This window comes from Comamonas sp. Z1, assembly GCF_008121555.1.
In the GTDB taxonomy this organism is placed as follows: domain Bacteria; phylum Pseudomonadota; class Gammaproteobacteria; order Burkholderiales; family Burkholderiaceae_C; genus Comamonas; species Comamonas thiooxydans.
Genome location: NZ_VOQT01000005.1, coordinates 296,168 through 310,588 on the forward strand (window position 1 = coordinate 296,168; position 14,421 = coordinate 310,588).

General features: G+C 60.3%; 17 protein-coding genes. 15 read left to right on the plus strand and 2 right to left on the minus strand.

From position 1 onward, the window contains the following. Position 1 precedes the first annotated feature (1 nt). The 7 genes from FSY45_RS12260 (at position 2) to tatC (ending at position 4,477) form a co-directional block, all read left to right on the plus strand. Complete coding sequence (locus tag FSY45_RS12260; RefSeq protein WP_003062137.1) at positions 2–400, plus strand: phosphoribosyl-ATP diphosphatase; 399 nt, start codon at positions 2–4, stop codon at positions 398–400. 11 nt (positions 401–411) lie between these two features. Continuing rightward, positions 412–810 carry a hypothetical protein gene (locus FSY45_RS12265; RefSeq protein WP_003062140.1) on the plus strand — a complete coding sequence of 133 codons (399 nt, stop codon included), beginning with the start codon at positions 412–414 and terminating at the stop codon, positions 808–810. A 270-nt stretch (positions 811–1,080) separates the two neighbouring features. Further along, complete coding sequence (locus FSY45_RS12270; RefSeq protein ID WP_046461076.1) at positions 1,081–2,124, plus strand: patatin-like phospholipase family protein; 1,044 nt, start codon at positions 1,081–1,083, stop codon at positions 2,122–2,124. 113 nt (positions 2,125–2,237) lie between these two features. After that, positions 2,238–2,606 carry a histidine triad nucleotide-binding protein gene (locus FSY45_RS12275; protein WP_003062146.1) on the plus strand — a complete coding sequence of 123 codons (369 nt, stop codon included), beginning with the start codon at positions 2,238–2,240 and terminating at the stop codon, positions 2,604–2,606. 121 nt (positions 2,607–2,727) lie between these two features. Beyond that, positions 2,728–2,964, plus strand: a complete 237-nt coding sequence (gene tatA / locus FSY45_RS12280; protein ID WP_003058595.1) for a Sec-independent protein translocase subunit TatA — start codon at positions 2,728–2,730, stop codon at positions 2,962–2,964. 22 nt (positions 2,965–2,986) lie between these two features. After that, on the plus strand, positions 2,987–3,508 hold the full coding sequence (gene tatB, locus FSY45_RS12285) for a Sec-independent protein translocase protein TatB (protein ID WP_046461077.1): 522 nt from the start codon (positions 2,987–2,989) through the stop codon (positions 3,506–3,508). 156 nt (positions 3,509–3,664) lie between these two features. Continuing rightward, complete coding sequence (gene tatC, locus FSY45_RS12290) at positions 3,665–4,477, plus strand: twin-arginine translocase subunit TatC (RefSeq protein ID WP_034361342.1); 813 nt, start codon at positions 3,665–3,667, stop codon at positions 4,475–4,477. Between the two features lie 196 nt (positions 4,478–4,673). Here the strand turns inward: tatC and FSY45_RS12295 are convergent, their stop codons facing one another. Continuing rightward, on the minus strand, positions 4,674–5,834 hold the full coding sequence (locus FSY45_RS12295; protein WP_039049604.1) for a Do family serine endopeptidase: 1,161 nt from the start codon (positions 5,832–5,834) through the stop codon (positions 4,674–4,676). Positions 5,835–6,198: 364 nt separating this feature from the next. Between FSY45_RS12295 and FSY45_RS12300 the strand changes: the two genes are divergently transcribed. The 3 genes from FSY45_RS12300 to pdxA all read left to right on the plus strand — a co-directional run bounded on the left by FSY45_RS12300 (position 6,199) and on the right by pdxA (position 9,510). After that, a complete protein-coding gene (locus tag FSY45_RS12300) occupies positions 6,199–7,524 on the plus strand; it encodes an MFS transporter (protein WP_046461078.1) in 1,326 nt (441 codons plus the stop codon). A 103-nt stretch (positions 7,525–7,627) separates the two neighbouring features. Continuing rightward, positions 7,628–8,380 carry a Nif3-like dinuclear metal center hexameric protein gene (locus FSY45_RS12305; RefSeq protein ID WP_080944428.1) on the plus strand — a complete coding sequence of 251 codons (753 nt, stop codon included), beginning with the start codon at positions 7,628–7,630 and terminating at the stop codon, positions 8,378–8,380. Positions 8,381–8,451: 71 nt separating this feature from the next. Beyond that, a complete protein-coding gene (gene pdxA, locus FSY45_RS12310) occupies positions 8,452–9,510 on the plus strand; it encodes a 4-hydroxythreonine-4-phosphate dehydrogenase PdxA (RefSeq protein ID WP_046461079.1) in 1,059 nt (352 codons plus the stop codon). A 158-nt stretch (positions 9,511–9,668) separates the two neighbouring features. On the opposite strand, the gene mscL is transcribed toward pdxA, so the two are convergent. Then, positions 9,669–10,103 carry a large conductance mechanosensitive channel protein MscL gene (mscL, locus tag FSY45_RS12315; RefSeq protein ID WP_148748084.1) on the minus strand — a complete coding sequence of 145 codons (435 nt, stop codon included), beginning with the start codon at positions 10,101–10,103 and terminating at the stop codon, positions 9,669–9,671. A 149-nt stretch (positions 10,104–10,252) separates the two neighbouring features. Between mscL and petA the strand changes: the two genes are divergently transcribed. From petA to FSY45_RS12340, 5 genes are all read left to right on the plus strand, one after another. Next, positions 10,253–10,855, plus strand: coding sequence for a ubiquinol-cytochrome c reductase iron-sulfur subunit (gene petA, locus FSY45_RS12320; RefSeq protein ID WP_003062170.1), 603 nt, complete (start codon positions 10,253–10,255; stop codon positions 10,853–10,855). A 14-nt stretch (positions 10,856–10,869) separates the two neighbouring features. Beyond that, positions 10,870–12,285 (plus strand): cytochrome bc complex cytochrome b subunit, encoded by a 1,416-nt coding sequence (locus FSY45_RS12325; protein ID WP_003062172.1) that lies wholly within the window; start codon positions 10,870–10,872, stop codon positions 12,283–12,285. Positions 12,286–12,302: 17 nt separating this feature from the next. Continuing rightward, the gene (locus FSY45_RS12330; protein WP_003062174.1) at positions 12,303–13,058 is read left to right on the plus strand and encodes a cytochrome c1; all 756 of its coding nucleotides are present in this window, start codon (positions 12,303–12,305) and stop codon (positions 13,056–13,058) included. Between the two features lie 100 nt (positions 13,059–13,158). Beyond that, positions 13,159–13,770, plus strand: coding sequence for a glutathione S-transferase N-terminal domain-containing protein (locus FSY45_RS12335; protein WP_003058564.1), 612 nt, complete (start codon positions 13,159–13,161; stop codon positions 13,768–13,770). Positions 13,771–13,869: 99 nt separating this feature from the next. Continuing rightward, the gene (locus FSY45_RS12340) at positions 13,870–14,382 is read left to right on the plus strand and encodes a ClpXP protease specificity-enhancing factor (protein ID WP_046461081.1); all 513 of its coding nucleotides are present in this window, start codon (positions 13,870–13,872) and stop codon (positions 14,380–14,382) included. Positions 14,383–14,421: the final 39 nt, after the last annotated feature.

Consider the following 14,421-nt stretch of genomic DNA (forward strand, 5'->3'; position numbering starts at 1 on the left):
CATGTCTGAACAAAACACCGCGTCGGTCGAGGGCGCACTGGCCCGTCTGGCCGCCGTGATCGAAAGCCGCAAGGTCGCCAATGGTGGCGACCCTGAAAAAAGCTATGTCGCGCGCCTGCTGCACAAGGGGCCTGACGCCTTTCTGAAGAAGATCGGCGAAGAGGCCACCGAAGTCGTCATGGCCGCCAAGGATGTCGATCATGGAGCGGACAAGGGCAAGATCCTCTATGAAGTGGCAGATCTGTGGTTTCACTCCATGATTGCGCTGTCGCACTACGGACTGACACCCGCAGAGGTGGTGGCCGAGCTGGAGCGCCGCGAGGGCACCAGCGGTCTGGAGGAAAAAGCCCTGCGCAAGGCCCAGGAACGCGCTGCTCAGGAAGGGGCGGCCAAGCAATAAGGAGGAAGCGCATGAATGACGATCGCGACATTATCGATGTAAATAGCAGCAGCTCTACCGAGGTCGAGGGCCTGAAGGCCTGGGGCTGGGTCAGCTATCTGCTGCACCTGGTCGTGGCCGTGGCCGCCGTGCTCCCGGGCGCGCAGGTCAGTGTGCTGCTGTTGCTGATTGCAGTCGTCATCGATCTGGTCAAGCGCGATGATGCGCGCGGCACCTGGCAGGAGAGCCATTTTTCCTGGCGGCTGCGCAGCGTGCTCTGGGCCATCGTGCTCTATGCGGTGACTTTCCCGTTCTTCCTGCTGGGCCTCTTGATCTTCAACCCAGCCTGGGTGCTGATCTCCATCTGGTTCCTCTACCGCATCGTCAGCGGCATGATCGCCATGAACAAGAATCGCGCGATCCAGCCCTGAACCGCACTTGCCAGACACCTAAGCCCCCGCTTTACGGCCGGGGCTTTTTTGTTTTTGCAAGCGGTTGTGCTGCGCTGCAACAGATTCGGGGTGGCAGGCTGACACGAGTGCAGGGCCTGTGCAATGCTCGCTGTGCTGGATAAGCTCCAGGACTTGCGCAGATTCGGATCGGGCATGGTGTTTTGTCCATGGATATGCCCGCTGTGCATTCTTTGCTTGCGTGAGTCCCAAGCCCCTTGCTTGGTTCATCAACCTTCACAGGATCGTGCCATGGCTGCAGAGACTTCCCACACCCTCAACCTGGCCCTGCAGGGCGGGGGATCGCATGGTGCGCTGACCTGGGGCGTGCTGGATGCATTGCTGGACGATGACGGACTGATCTTCGAAGGCATCAGCGGCACCAGCGCCGGTGCCATGAACGCCGTGGCGCTGGCCCATGGCTTCGCGCAGGCGGCCGCGCAGGAAAAGAAAGTGGACGATGCCCGTTACCTGGGACGGCAGCTGGCGCGCCAGTCTCTGCGCGAGCTGTGGGAGGGCGTGGGCACCATGGGCAGCGTGGGCAAGATGTTCTGGGCCGCACCGTTGCCGGGCAGCAAGCAGTTCATGGGCGTGCTCAACCAGTTTCTGTCGCCCTATCAGACCAATCCGCTCAATATCAACCCGCTGCGACAGCTGCTCACCCGGGTGGTGGACTTCGAGACGCTTGCGCATCCCGAACACCCCAGCGTGGTGCCCAAGCTCTTCATCTGCGCCACCAATGTGCGCACGGGTGCCGGCAAGATCTTCAAAGGCGAGCAGGTGACGGCAGACGCCATCATGGCATCGGCCTGCCTGCCGCAGCTGTTCAAGGCGGTGGAGATTGACGGGGAGTGCTACTGGGACGGCGGGTTCTCGGGCAATCCGGCCCTGTATCCGCTGATCTACGAGACCAGGAGCAGAGATATCCTGCTGGTGCAGATCAATCCCAAGGAGTCCGATGTCTCTCCCGACACGGCCCGCGAGATCATGGATCGCATGAATGAAATCACCTTCAACGCCAGCTTGCTGGCCGAGTTGAGGGCCATCGAGTTCGTGGTCAAGCTGCTGGAGCAAAAGCGCCTGGACCCCGAGCGCTACAAGCATGTGCTGATGCACCGCATCGACGGGGGCTCCGTGCTCAAGCCTTTTGGCGCCTCGAGCAAGGTGCGCGCAGACATGGGCATGGTGCACAAGCTGTTCGAGCTGGGCCGGGTGCGCGGCCAGCAATGGCTGCAGCTCAATCGCGAGCACCTTGGCGTCAAACAGACGCTGCGATTCAACGAGAATATAGGATAGTCCCCTGAGGCGCTTTGCGCCTTCCCCTTCAGGGGATGACGCCATTGTCTGCTTCATGGGCCATGGGCAAGGCAGGGCGCCTGGAATACTGAACTGTCGAGATACAAGAGACCATGCACGACCACGATTACGACCCCCATTGCATTTTCTGCCGCATCGCCAAAGGGGAGATTCCTTCGCGCAAGGTCTATGAAGACGAGGAACTGTTCGCCTTCCATGACATTCACCCGGGTGCGCCCGTGCACTTCCTGGTGATTCCCAAGAAGCACATCCCCTCCATGGCCCAGGTCGGCGCCGAGGATGTGCCCCTGCTGGGTCGCATGATGGCGCTGGCTCCCAAGCTGGCGATGGAGCAGGGCTGCAACCCTTATCCCGATGGCGGTTTCCGCATCGTGGTCAACACCGGCAGCGAAGGCGGGCAGGAAGTGCACCATCTGCACCTGCACGTCATGGGCGGCCCGCGCCCCTGGCTCAAGGGCTGATCCAGCGGCGCAGCGAGCCTGCACGCGGCGATAGAGCTGTGCGCTGCAGGCTTTTTGGGTGATTGATTCGTATCTGTCACAAGCCCCGTCTAAAATGGTTTGCAATTTCTAGGAGATTCTCATGGGCTCGTTTTCTATCTGGCACTGGGCGATCGTGCTGCTCATCGTGGTTCTGGTGTTCGGCACCAAGAAGCTCAAGAACATCGGCTCCGACCTGGGCGGCGCCGTCAAGGGCTTCAAGGACGGCATGAAGGACGGCGCGACTGACGCCGACGCCAACGCTGCGACCGGCCAAGTGGCCAACCAGCAGGCTGCCGAAAAGGCCACCATCGACGTGGAAGCCAAGCAAAAGAGCTGATCGCGGCAGGACTGACATTTAGATGTTTGATATTGGCCTGTCCAAAATGGCGCTGATCGGTGCCGTGGCCCTGGTGGTCATCGGTCCCGAGAAACTGCCGCGCGTGGCCCGCATGGTGGGCACCTTGCTTGGCAGGGCACAGCGCTATGTGTCCGACGTCAAGGCCGAGGTCAACCGCTCCATGGAGCTCGATGAGCTGCGCAAGATGAAGGACACGGTCGAGACTGCCGCGCGGGACGTGGAGTCCAGCATGCGCAATCAGGCCTCCGATCTTGAAAAGGACTGGAGCGATGCGACCAAGGACCTGCGCGACGACTCGAACATGACTTCGGCTTCGTCCTTCGGGTCCTATGACGCAGAAGGTGGCTACACCGGTCTGGATACGCACAGCAGCGTGGTGCCCAGCTATCGCCATCCGCGCAAGAACTGGCGCGTCAAGCGCGGTGTCGTGCCCCAGTGGTACAAGGCCCGTGCCGGGGTACGCAGCAAGGTCCAGTCGGGTGCGGCACGCGTGGCGCGCTTTCGCCCCAAGAAGTTCCATTGAACATGCAGCTCAGCAGCCTGCCGGCCGCAAGGTCGGCCATGGCCGGCCCCAGGGGGTCGGCTCTGCTGCCCGCATGTCGCTCTTTGCCCGTGATCCGCGGGCGTTGTTGTTTCTCAAGCGTGTGGAGCCGATCGGGCTCCGACGCGGTTTTGCACCATGTCCGAACCCTCTAAAGAAGACGAACTCGCCGGCACGGAGCAGCCGTTTGTCCAGCACCTGATGGAGCTGCGTGACCGCCTGCTCTACAGCCTGTATGGCGTTTTGATCGGCGTCGGGCTGCTGATGTTCTGGCCGGGCCCCGACGGCCTGATCGACTTCATCGCCCTGCCCATCAAAGAGCACATGCCGCCCGGCGCCAAGCTGATTGCGGTGGGCGTTTTCTCGCCCTTCTTCGTGCCGCTCAAGGTACTGATGATGGTGGCCGTGCTGCTGGCTCTGCCCTGGATCATGTACCAGATCTGGGCCTTTGTGGCACCGGGGCTGTACAGCCACGAGAAGAAGTTCGCCCTGCCGCTGATCCTGTTCGGCAGCTTGCTGGCATATGCCGGCATTGCCTTCGTACAGTTCTTTGTGCTGGGCAATATGTTCAAGTTCATCCAGCACTTCACGCCGGCCAGCGTGGCGGCAACACCCGACATCGCCTCGTATGTGGAAGCGATTCTGTCGCTTTACATCGCTTTTGCGGCGGCTTTCCAGGTGCCCATTGTGGTGATGCTGCTGGTGCGCTTTGGCCTGGTGGAGATTGAAAAGCTCAAGGCCTTCCGCGGCTATTTCGTGGTGCTGGCCTTTGTGATTGCGGCCGTCATCACGCCGCCCGATGTGATTTCCCAGCTGGCCCTGGCCTTGCCCATGTGCCTGCTCTACGAGATCGGCATTCTGGGGGCCGGCTGGTTCAGCCGGGTATCGCGTGCGCCCGATGCCGAGGAAGGCACGGGCACGGAAGTGGAAAAATCCACTGACGGCCACTGATCTTCGTTCCCGACCTCCTGCAAAGCCCTTGAAGCGATTCAAGGGCTTTTGTTTTGATAGCTGTCAGAGCTTTACCTGCAAGCGTTAGAGCCGTATTTTCTGATGGTATGTGATGGCCCGCTGCAGCCTGCAACAGGCCGCACCATGAAAAAAGCCAGCGACCGGCGCTGGCTGGTGGGCTTGGTGGCAGTACCCGTCAACGACGGGGACGACTCTGCTGCTGCAAGGTGCTGGCTGCTGGGCGGGCTCCCGGAGTGATGTCCAGCATGACTTCGCTGTCGCCGCGGCGCACATCGAACTTGGCGGCTTCGCCGGGCTTGAGCGAGGCCACGGCCGTCAGCAGCTCGGAGACATTGCGGGTCGCGGTCTCGCCCACCTTGACGATCACGTCGCCGGGGCGCATGCCGGCCTGGGCGGCGGGGCCGGCCTGCAGCACGCCGGTGATGATGACGCCGGCATCAGCCTTGACGCCAAAGGTCTCGGCCAGCTCGGGTGAGAGTTCGTTGGGCTCCACGCCGATCCAGCCGCGCGTGACCTTGCCGTCCTTGACGATGCCGTCCAGCACCATCTTGGCTGTGGAGACGGGAATCGCGAACCCGATGCCCATGCTGCCGCCAGAGCGCGAGTAGATGGCCGTGTTGATGCCCAGCAGATTGCCGTTGGCATCCACCAGCGCACCGCCGGAGTTGCCGGGGTTGATGGCAGCGTCGGTCTGGATGAAGTTCTCGAAGGTATTGATGCCCAGCTGGCTGCGGCCCAGAGCGCTGATGATGCCGCTGGTCACTGTCTGGCCCACGCCGAAGGGGTTGCCGATGGCCAGCACGCGGTCGCCCACAGCGACCTGATCGGAGTTGCCCAGTACGATGACGGGCAGCTTGTCGAGCTCGATCTTGAGAATGGCCAGATCGGTCTCGGGGTCTGTTCCAATGATCTTGGCCTTGGCCTGACGGCTATCGGTCAGCGTGACCTCGATATCGTCGGCGCCTTCCACCACATGGTTGTTGGTGAGGATGTAGCCATCTTGACTGATGATGACGCCACTACCCAAACCAGATTGCTCTTGCGGACCCTGATCGCCAAAGAAGAACTGGAACCAGGGGTCGTTGGCGCGCGGGTGGCGAACCGCCTTGCTGGTGTTGATGCTGACCACGGCGGGCGAGGCTTTGCGCGCGGCAGGCGCAAAGCTGCCGGGAGCGACTTCACCCGCTGGAGTGGATGGAGCCTGCAGCAGCGAAACACCGGCACTGCTACGGATATTTCCGCGCTGAAGCCAAGTGGGCTGTAGGGTAGCCACTACAAAATAGATAGCCACCAGCACGGTGACGACCTGCGAAAACAGCAACCAGGTGCGTTTCATGTAATGCGTATAGGTAGTGAGGGGAACAAGCCCACATTGTGAAGCATGGCTGCGCCAGGCGTCGAAGCGAACATTTGCTTGCAAGCAAATGCATAACGCAAAGCTTTGCAGAATGCAGGGCCCATGGCTATAGGACTGCAGGCACCTAAAGTTTTATGTGTCCAGGATATATGAGTGAAAACCCTAGAATGTTTTTTCGACTGCGCTTACGCCGCCGTTACTGAAGTGACTGCCCACAAGGTGCTCATATTCAGTCTGGTGTGGCTTTGCATCTGAAGCCCGCCGCAATCGGTCTGCCACTGCACGTTGACCCGTGATCAGCGGCCTTATCCGCGCTGTCCTGTTGTTCGATCTAGGAAACACCATGACTACGCTTGACCACGCTGCATCGGCTGACGCGCCGGCTGCAGCGACGAATCGTCTCCTGAACCGGGAGGACTACAAGACCCTGGGCTTATCGGCCCTGGGCGGAACGCTGGAGTTTTACGACTTCGTGGTGTTCGTCTTTTTTGCCAATGTGATCGGCAGCCTGTTCTTTCCGGCTTCGCTGCCCGAGTGGATGCGCCAGCTGCAGACGCTGGGCATTTTCGCGGCCGGTTATCTGGCGCGCCCCATCGGCGGCATTTTGATTGCCCACTTCGGCGACATCCTGGGCCGCAAGAAGATGTTCACGCTGTCGGTGTTCCTGATGGCCGTGCCCACGCTGGTCATCGGCCTGCTGCCGACCTATGAAACCATAGGCTTGGCTGCTCCCATCCTGCTGCTGCTGATGCGTGTGATGCAAGGGGCTGCCATCGGCGGTGAAATGCCCGGTGCCTGGGTGTTCGTGGCCGAGCATGCTCCCCAGAAGCGTTACGGCTTTGCGATCGGCGCACTGACCTCTGGCATTACCGGCGGCATTTTCCTGGGCTCCATCATCGGGGTGTGGCTCAACAGCACCTACAGCCAGAGCGAGATCCACGACTGGGCCTGGCGCTTGCCCTTCATCCTGGGCGGTGTCTTCGGTCTGGTGTCGGTGTATCTGCGCAAGTTCCTGCACGAGACTCCCATCTTCCAGGAGCTGCAGGCCCGCAAGGCCGCCGACCGCGAACTGCCGATCAAGACCATCCTGCGCGACCACCGCGAAGCCTGCGTTGTCGTTGCGCTGATGACCTGGGTGCTGTCCACGGCGATCGTGGTGGTGATTCTGTTCACACCAGCCTATCTGCAAAAGGTGTTCCACATCGAGCCTGCCATGGCCCTGAAGGCCAATGCCGTGGCGACCGTGACGCTGACCATAGGCTGCGTGTTCTGGGGCTGGCTGTCCGACAAGATCGGCACCAAGCTGACCATGCTCATCGGTTGGGGCGGCATGACGGCCACGGCCTATCTGTTCTACCTGAACCTGCCTGGCAACGAGGCGTCTCTGATCTGCAACTATGCGACCGTGGGCTTCTTCGTGGGCTCCATCTCGCTGCTGCCCGTGGTGGGCGTGCGGGCCTTCCCGCCCGAGGTGCGCTTCACCGGTCTGTCCTTCTCCTACAACATGGCCTATGCCGTGTTCGGCGGTCTGACACCGATGCTGGTGTCCGTATGGCAGCAGGTGGATGTGATGGCTCCCGCCCACTATGTGGCGGCCATGGGCGTGCTGGGCATGGCCATGGGCTTCTGGCCTCTGGCCTGCAAGGGCTGGCAAGCCAAGAAGGCTTGAAGTCACTTGTTCTGATAAAAAAGGGCAGCTCTGAGCTGCCCTTTTTACGTTTGTCAAAGCCTTGCTGGCCGGGTTTGCGTGCGGGCTTGGGCACAATCGAGCCATGAGCATTGAGCGAAACACCCTATTATCCGTTTTCAACGGGCTGCTGCAGCCCGAACGTTTCAAGGACTACGGACCCAACGGCCTGCAGGTCGAAGGCAAGAGTGAGATTCGTCGCATCGTCAGCGGTGTGACGGCCAGTCGCGCCTTGATCGAGGCGGCGATCGAGGCCGGGGCCGATGCCGTCTTCGTGCACCACGGTCTGTTCTGGCGCGGCATGGATGGTCGCATCACGGGCTGGCTCAAGGAGCGCATCCGTCTGCTGCTGGCGCATGACATCAATCTGTTTGCCTATCACCTGCCGCTGGATGCCCATGCCGAACTGGGTAATAACGCGCAACTGGGTGCCAGGCTCGGCGTGCGGGGCCAGGCGGCCTTTGGCGAGCAGAACCTGGGCTGGCTGGCCGATGTGGACTTTGCCGATGCCGCCGCCCTGGCAGGGCATGTGCAAAGCGTGCTGGGGCGCAAGGTGACGCTGGCCGGTGCGCAAGAGCACAAGCCGATCCGCAGGCTGGCCTGGTGCACCGGAGGGGCGCAGGGCTTTTTCGAGTCCGCGATTACCGCCGGCGCCGATGCCTATATCACCGGCGAGATCTCCGAGCCCCAGATGCATCTGGCACGCGAGATGGGCGTGAGCTTCATCGCTGCCGGCCATCATGCGACCGAGCGCTACGGCGCGCCGGCCGTGGCGGCCCATGTAGCCCAGGAGTGCGGGCTGGAGCACCGCTTCATCGATATCGACAACCCGGCCTGATCCGCCTCCGCCTTTCACTTTGATGACTGCAAGCACTTTGGAACAGGGGGCTTGCGGCAACTCTGATGTCTATGTCCGTCATTGCTTCAACCCAAACCATCGCCATCACCCAGGGCGACTGCGCAGGCATAGGGCCTGAAATCATCGCCAAGGCCTTCCGGGCTGCGCCGCAGGCCATGCGTGGCTGTTTTGTGGTGGGCGAGTTGCAGACTCTGCGCCGAGCCACGGCGCTGGCAGCTCGGGCCGCCGACGGCGATCAGGGCATCGCCCAGCCCGTGGTGGTGATCGATGAGCCGGGCGAAGCCTGGTCTGTTCCGGAGGGTGCTGTTGCACTGCTGAACCTGCCGGGGCTGGCGGGGCCTCAGCCCTATGGTCGGATTTGCGCGGCTGCCGGGCAGGCCGCGGCGCAATGCGTGGTCTGGGCCGCGCAGGCGGCTTTGCGTGGCGAGATTGCCGCCATGGTTACGGCTCCCTTGCATAAAGAGGCACTGCATCTGGCCGGCGTGACGTTCCCCGGGCATACGGAGCTGCTGCAGGCCGAGGCGGCCGCCCATGCGGGCGTTTCGCTGGAGCAGATGCCGGTGCGCATGATGCTGGCCAATGACGAGTTGCGCACCGTGCTGGTCAGCATCCATGTCTCGCTGCGCGAGGCCATCGAGGCCGTGACCGGGTCGCAGATTCTGCAGACCTTGCGCATCACGCATCAGGCGCTGGGCAGGAACCTGGGGCGTAGGCCTCGCATTGCCGTGGCAGGGCTCAATCCGCATGCGGGCGAGGGCGGCATCTTCGGACGTGAAGAAATCGAAATCATTGCCCCGGCGATCGCGGCAGCGCAGGCCGAAGGCATGAATGTGCAGGGACCGTTTGCGCCGGACACGGTCTTCATGCGGGCGCGAAATACGCCAGCCCACCCGGGTGAATTCGATGTGGTGTTGGCGATGTACCACGACCAAGGGTTGATCCCAGTCAAATATTTGGGTGTGGAAAAAGGCGTCAATGTGACCCTGGGTTTGCCGTTGGTACGCACCAGTCCCGACCATGGCACGGCCTTTGATATTGCCGGTCAGGGCGTGGCCGATGAGGCCAGCCTGCTTGAAGCCGTGCATATGGCCCGTAGCCTGGCGAGTTGATGGGACTTCAACTGCAGGTTCACCAGTCGTCAATGCTTCAGGCATCCAAGCACTTGCAGGATGGATTCATGCATTGTGCTGGGTCGCGCCGAATGCTCGATGCCATGAAAAAAGCCTGCTGGAGGTCAGCAGGCTTTTCTTCACTGGGCTGAACGCTCTCAGGTCTTGCGATTGAGGCTGTCGCGGATCTCGCGCAGCAGCTGAATGTCTTCGGGCGTAGCGGGCGCTTGCTCCGGTGCAGGTGGAGCCTCGCGTTTGAGGCGGTTTATCTGTTTGACCATCATGAAAATGATGAAGGCCAGAATCACGAAGTTCACCGCAACCGTGATGAAGTTGCCATAGGCAAATACGGGAATGCCGGCTTTTTTCAGTGCATCCAGAGTGCGTGGAACTCCTTCGGGCATGGTGCCCAGAACGACGAACAGGTTGGAAAAATCCAGCTGGCCAAAGAACAGGCCCACCAGAGGCATGATGAGGTCGTTGACCACGGAATCAACGATTTTCCCGAACGCGCCGCCGATGATCACGCCCACGGCAAGATCCATGACGTTTCCCTTGATTGCGAACTCGCGGAATTCTTGCATCATGCCCATAAGCAGTTCCAGTCACTAAGAGTTTGAGATAGCGCAGTATTGCGTGACTTTGGCGGTTGTCAACGTCGGACTGGGGCTGGAATAACCATAACCCCACCGCTAGAATTTGCAGTTGACCCCAAATCAAGCGATGTACTTCGAGGAAATCCATGAGTGACTCTCCAGTCGACTCCAGCAAGCGCACGTGGATCATCACGTCAGCATGTGCTGGTGCCGTGGGCGGTGTGGCAACGGCCGTCCCTTTCGTGAGCTCCTTCCAGCCTTCTGAAAAAGCCAAAGCAGCAGGCGCTGCGGTAGAGGTGGATATCTCCAATCTCAAGGATGGTGAGAAGCTCACCGTCGAGTGGCGTGGCAAGCCGGTGTGGATCATCAAGCGCACACCCGAGCAGCTCAAGGACTTGCCCGGCCTCGATGGCGAACTGGCAGACCCGACCTCGGCGCGTCATCCCGAAGAGTTCACTCCTCCCTATGCACGCAATGAAGCGCGCTCCATCAAGCCTGAAATCCTGGTGGTCGTGGGCATCTGCACGCATCTGGGCTGCTCTCCCACCGACAAGTTCGTCGCCGGGCCTCAGCCTTCGCTGCCTGCAGACTGGAAGGGCGGTTTCCTGTGCCCATGCCATGGCTCCACCTTTGACATGGCCGGCCGGGTGTTCAAGAACAAGCCAGCGCCGGACAACCTGCAAGTGCCGCCACATATGTATCTGTCCGACACCAAGCTGCTGATTGGTGAAGACACCAAGGCAGCCTGAGGGAGACAAGAACAATGGCTCACGAATTCAAGCAAATCGACCCGAACTCCACAACCGGAGCGAAGGCCATGAACTGGCTGGAGAACCGGTTTCCGACGGCATTCGATGCGTACCGCGTCCATATGTCGGAGTACTACGCTCCCAAGAACTTCAACTTCTGGTACATCTTCGGCTCGCTGGCGCTGCTGGTGCTGGTGATCCAGATCGTCACCGGCATCTTCCTGGTGATGCACTACAAGCCCGATGCCGAAAAGGCGTTTGCTTCGGTGGAATACATCATGCGTGATGTGCCCTGGGGCTGGCTGATCCGCTACATGCACTCCACGGGCGCCTCGGCGTTCTTTGTGGTGGTCTATCTGCATATGTTCCGCGGTCTTCTGTACGGTTCTTACCGCAAACCGCGTGAGCTGGTCTGGATCTTCGGCTGCGCCATCTTCCTGGTACTGATGGCCGAAGCCTTCATGGGCTATCTGCTGCCCTGGGGCCAGATGTCGTACTGGGGCGCCCAGGTGATCGTGAACCTGTTCTCCGCCATCCCCTTTGTCGGTCCCGATCTGGCTCTGCTGATCCGTGGCGACTATGTGGTGGGCGATGCGACTCTGAACCGCTTCTTCAGCTTCCACGTGATCGCCGTGCCTCTGGTGCTGCTGGGTCTGGTGGTTGCGCATTTGCTGGCGCTGCACGACGTGGGCTCCAACAATCCCGACGGTATCGAGATCAAGGGCCCGAACGCGCCCAAGGATGAAAAGGGCCGCCCTCTGGATGGCGTGCCCTTCCACCCTTATTACACGGTGCATGACATCTTTGGCGTGACGGTGTTCCTGTTCCTGTTCTCGGCCGTGGTGTTCTTTGCGCCCGAGTTCGGCGGCTACTTCCTGGAGTACAACAACTTCATCCCTGCCGACCCGCTCAAGACGCCCAATCACATTGCCCCTGTCTGGTATTTCACGCCCTTCTATTCGATGTTGCGTGCCATCACCAGCGAGATGATGTATGTGCTGATCGCCTGCGTGGTGCTGGGTGCCGGCTACGGCATTCTCAAGTCGCGTCTGCCCGGTTTTGCCAAGGGTGCCGTCGCCATCGTGGCCCTGGGTGCCATCGCCATGATGCTGTCCATCGATGCCAAGTTCTGGGGCGTGGTCGTCATGGGTGGTGCGGTCATCATCCTGTTTGCCCTGCCCTGGCTCGATTGCAGCCCGGTCAAGTCGATCCGCTATCGTCCCAGCTGGCACAAATATGTGTATGCAGTGTTTGTGGTGAACTTCGTCGTCCTGGCCTATCTGGGGGTGCAGCCTCCGTCGCCGGTGGGCGAGAAGGTGTCGCAGGTCGGCACGCTGTTCTACTTCGGCTTCTTCCTGCTCATGCCCTGGTGGAGCCGCTTGGGTGAAACCAAGCCCGTGCCCGAGCGTGTCACCTTCAAGCCTCACTGAAGCAGGAGAGAACAAGAATGAAGAAACTGATTCTGACCCTGGTTGCAGCCCTGGGTATTGCCGGTGCAGCGCAAGCTTCTGAAGGCGGCATCCACTGGGACAAGGCGCCAGTCAACACCAGCGACACGGCATCCCTGCAAAATGGTGCCAAGATCTTTGTCAACTACTGCCTGAGCTGCCACTCCGCTGCCTTCATGCGTTTCAATCGCTTGAAGGACATCGGTCTGACCGATCAGGACATCAAGGACAATCTGTTGTTCACCACCGACAAGGTGGGTGAGACCATGAAGGCAGCCATCAATCCCAAGGAAGCCAAGGAGTGGTTCGGTGCCAACCCTCCCGACCTGACCGTGATCGCGCGCTCGCGTGCCGGCTCGGGCGGCTCGGGCGCTGATTACCTGTATACCTTCTTGCGTACTTTCTACAGGGATGACACCAAGGCCACGGGCTGGAATAATCTTGCCTTTCCCAGCGTAGGCATGCCGCATGCGCTGTGGGAGCTGCAGGGTGAGCGTCGCGCCATCTTCGAAGAGCATGACGACCATGGAACTAAGACCCAGGTCTTCAAGGGTTGGGAGCAGGTGTCTCCTGGCAAGATGAGCGCAGTGCAGTACGATCAGGCAGTTGGCGATCTGGTGAATTACCTGCAATGGATGGGGGAGCCGGCTCAGAACACCCGAACCCGTATCGGGGTGGGCGTGTTGATTTTCCTGGCCTTCTTCATCTTTATCGCTTGGCGCCTGAATGCCGCGTTCTGGAAAGACGTGAAATAGGCTTTGCCGTCGTGCAGAAGTTGTCTGCAGCCAAACCGTGTTAGTGCAGAGTGGGGTGCCGTGGGCAACCCACTCTTTTTGATTTTTAGGAGTCTCCACCATGATGGTGCTTTATTCGGGAACGACTTGCCCCTTCTCACACCGCTGCCGCTTTGTGCTGTTTGAAAAAGGCATGGATTTCGAGATCCGCGATGTGGACTTGTTCAGCAAGCCCGAAGAAATCGCCGTGATGAACCCCTATGGTCAAGTGCCAATCCTGGTCGAGCGCGACCTGATTCTGTACGAGTCCAACATCATCAACGAGTACATCGATGAGCGCTTTCCCCATCCCCAGCTGATGCCTGGCGACCCTGTGGACCGTGCCCGTGTGCGCCTGTTCCTACTGAACTTCGAAAAGGAACTGTTCGTGCACGTGAGCGCTCTGGAAGAGCGCAACGTCAAGGGCAATGAAAAGGCTCTGGAGAAGGCACGTGCCCATATCCGTGACCGCCTGACCCAGATGGCGCCCATCTTCCTGAAGAACAAGTACATCATGGGCGAGAACTTCTCCATGCTGGATGTGGCCATTGCTCCCCTGCTGTGGCGCCTGGACTATTACGGCATCGAGCTGTCCAAGAATGCTGCCCCTCTGCTCAAGTATGCCGAGCGCATTTTCTCGCGCCCCGCTTACATTGAAGCACTGACTCCCTCTGAAAAGGTCATGCGCAAGTAATTGCACATGAGCGCATAGCGGGCATGTTGAAGGGCTTTCCTTCATCTGCCCGCTTTTTTGTCTTTGCGATCTTCTGGATTTGATTCGTCAGGAAATGAGATGACAGCCCCTGAAACGACTTCAACCCGTCCGTATCTGCTGCGGGCATTGTTTGAATGGTGTACCGACAATGGTTTGACGCCGCATATTGCCGTGCGTGTGGACCGCAGCACCCAGGTGCCCATGGAGTTTGTGCGTGATGGCCAGATCGTGCTCAACATCAGCTATGACGCGACCAGCGGCCTGCTGATCGGCAATGAGTATGTTGAATTCAAGGCACGCTTTGGCGGCCAGCCACGGGAAATCATGGTGCCTGTGGCGAACGTCATGGCCATCTATGCCCGCGAGACCGGCCAGGGCATGGCCTTCCCGCCCGAGGAGGACGAAGTCCCCGAGGACGACGATGCGCTGGAGGACGCCGAGCCCGACATGGAGTCGGATGAGGAGTCCTCGGCCGAGCGTGTGGTGCAACTGGTTCCCGTCAAGGCGGAAGCAGAAGCTTCCGGCGAAGATGATGCTCCTCGTACGCCGCCACCCGCAGGTGGTCGTCCGGCGCTCAAGCGTGTGAAGTAGTCCGGCCAGTGTTTTTGCCGGCAGATCAGGAAATTTCAG

Coding starts and splice junctions, on each gene's coding strand:
- FSY45_RS12260 (WP_003062137.1), top strand. CDS start 2: ATGTCTGAACAAAACACCGCGTCGGTCGAGGGCGCACTGGCCCGTCTG.
- FSY45_RS12265 (WP_003062140.1), top strand. CDS start 412: ATGAATGACGATCGCGACATTATCGATGTAAATAGCAGCAGCTCTACC.
- FSY45_RS12270 (WP_046461076.1), top strand. CDS start 1,081: ATGGCTGCAGAGACTTCCCACACCCTCAACCTGGCCCTGCAGGGCGGG.
- FSY45_RS12275 (WP_003062146.1), top strand. CDS start 2,238: ATGCACGACCACGATTACGACCCCCATTGCATTTTCTGCCGCATCGCC.
- tatA (WP_003058595.1), top strand. CDS start 2,728: ATGGGCTCGTTTTCTATCTGGCACTGGGCGATCGTGCTGCTCATCGTG.
- tatB (WP_046461077.1), top strand. CDS start 2,987: ATGTTTGATATTGGCCTGTCCAAAATGGCGCTGATCGGTGCCGTGGCC.
- tatC (WP_034361342.1), top strand. CDS start 3,665: ATGTCCGAACCCTCTAAAGAAGACGAACTCGCCGGCACGGAGCAGCCG.
- FSY45_RS12295 (WP_039049604.1), bottom strand. CDS start 5,834: ATGAAACGCACCTGGTTGCTGTTTTCGCAGGTCGTCACCGTGCTGGTG.
- FSY45_RS12300 (WP_046461078.1), top strand. CDS start 6,199: ATGACTACGCTTGACCACGCTGCATCGGCTGACGCGCCGGCTGCAGCG.
- FSY45_RS12305 (WP_080944428.1), top strand. CDS start 7,628: ATGAGCATTGAGCGAAACACCCTATTATCCGTTTTCAACGGGCTGCTG.
- pdxA (WP_046461079.1), top strand. CDS start 8,452: ATGTCCGTCATTGCTTCAACCCAAACCATCGCCATCACCCAGGGCGAC.
- mscL (WP_148748084.1), bottom strand. CDS start 10,103: ATGGGCATGATGCAAGAATTCCGCGAGTTCGCAATCAAGGGAAACGTC.
- petA (WP_003062170.1), top strand. CDS start 10,253: ATGAGTGACTCTCCAGTCGACTCCAGCAAGCGCACGTGGATCATCACG.
- FSY45_RS12325 (WP_003062172.1), top strand. CDS start 10,870: ATGGCTCACGAATTCAAGCAAATCGACCCGAACTCCACAACCGGAGCG.
- FSY45_RS12330 (WP_003062174.1), top strand. CDS start 12,303: ATGAAGAAACTGATTCTGACCCTGGTTGCAGCCCTGGGTATTGCCGGT.
- FSY45_RS12335 (WP_003058564.1), top strand. CDS start 13,159: ATGATGGTGCTTTATTCGGGAACGACTTGCCCCTTCTCACACCGCTGC.
- FSY45_RS12340 (WP_046461081.1), top strand. CDS start 13,870: ATGACAGCCCCTGAAACGACTTCAACCCGTCCGTATCTGCTGCGGGCA.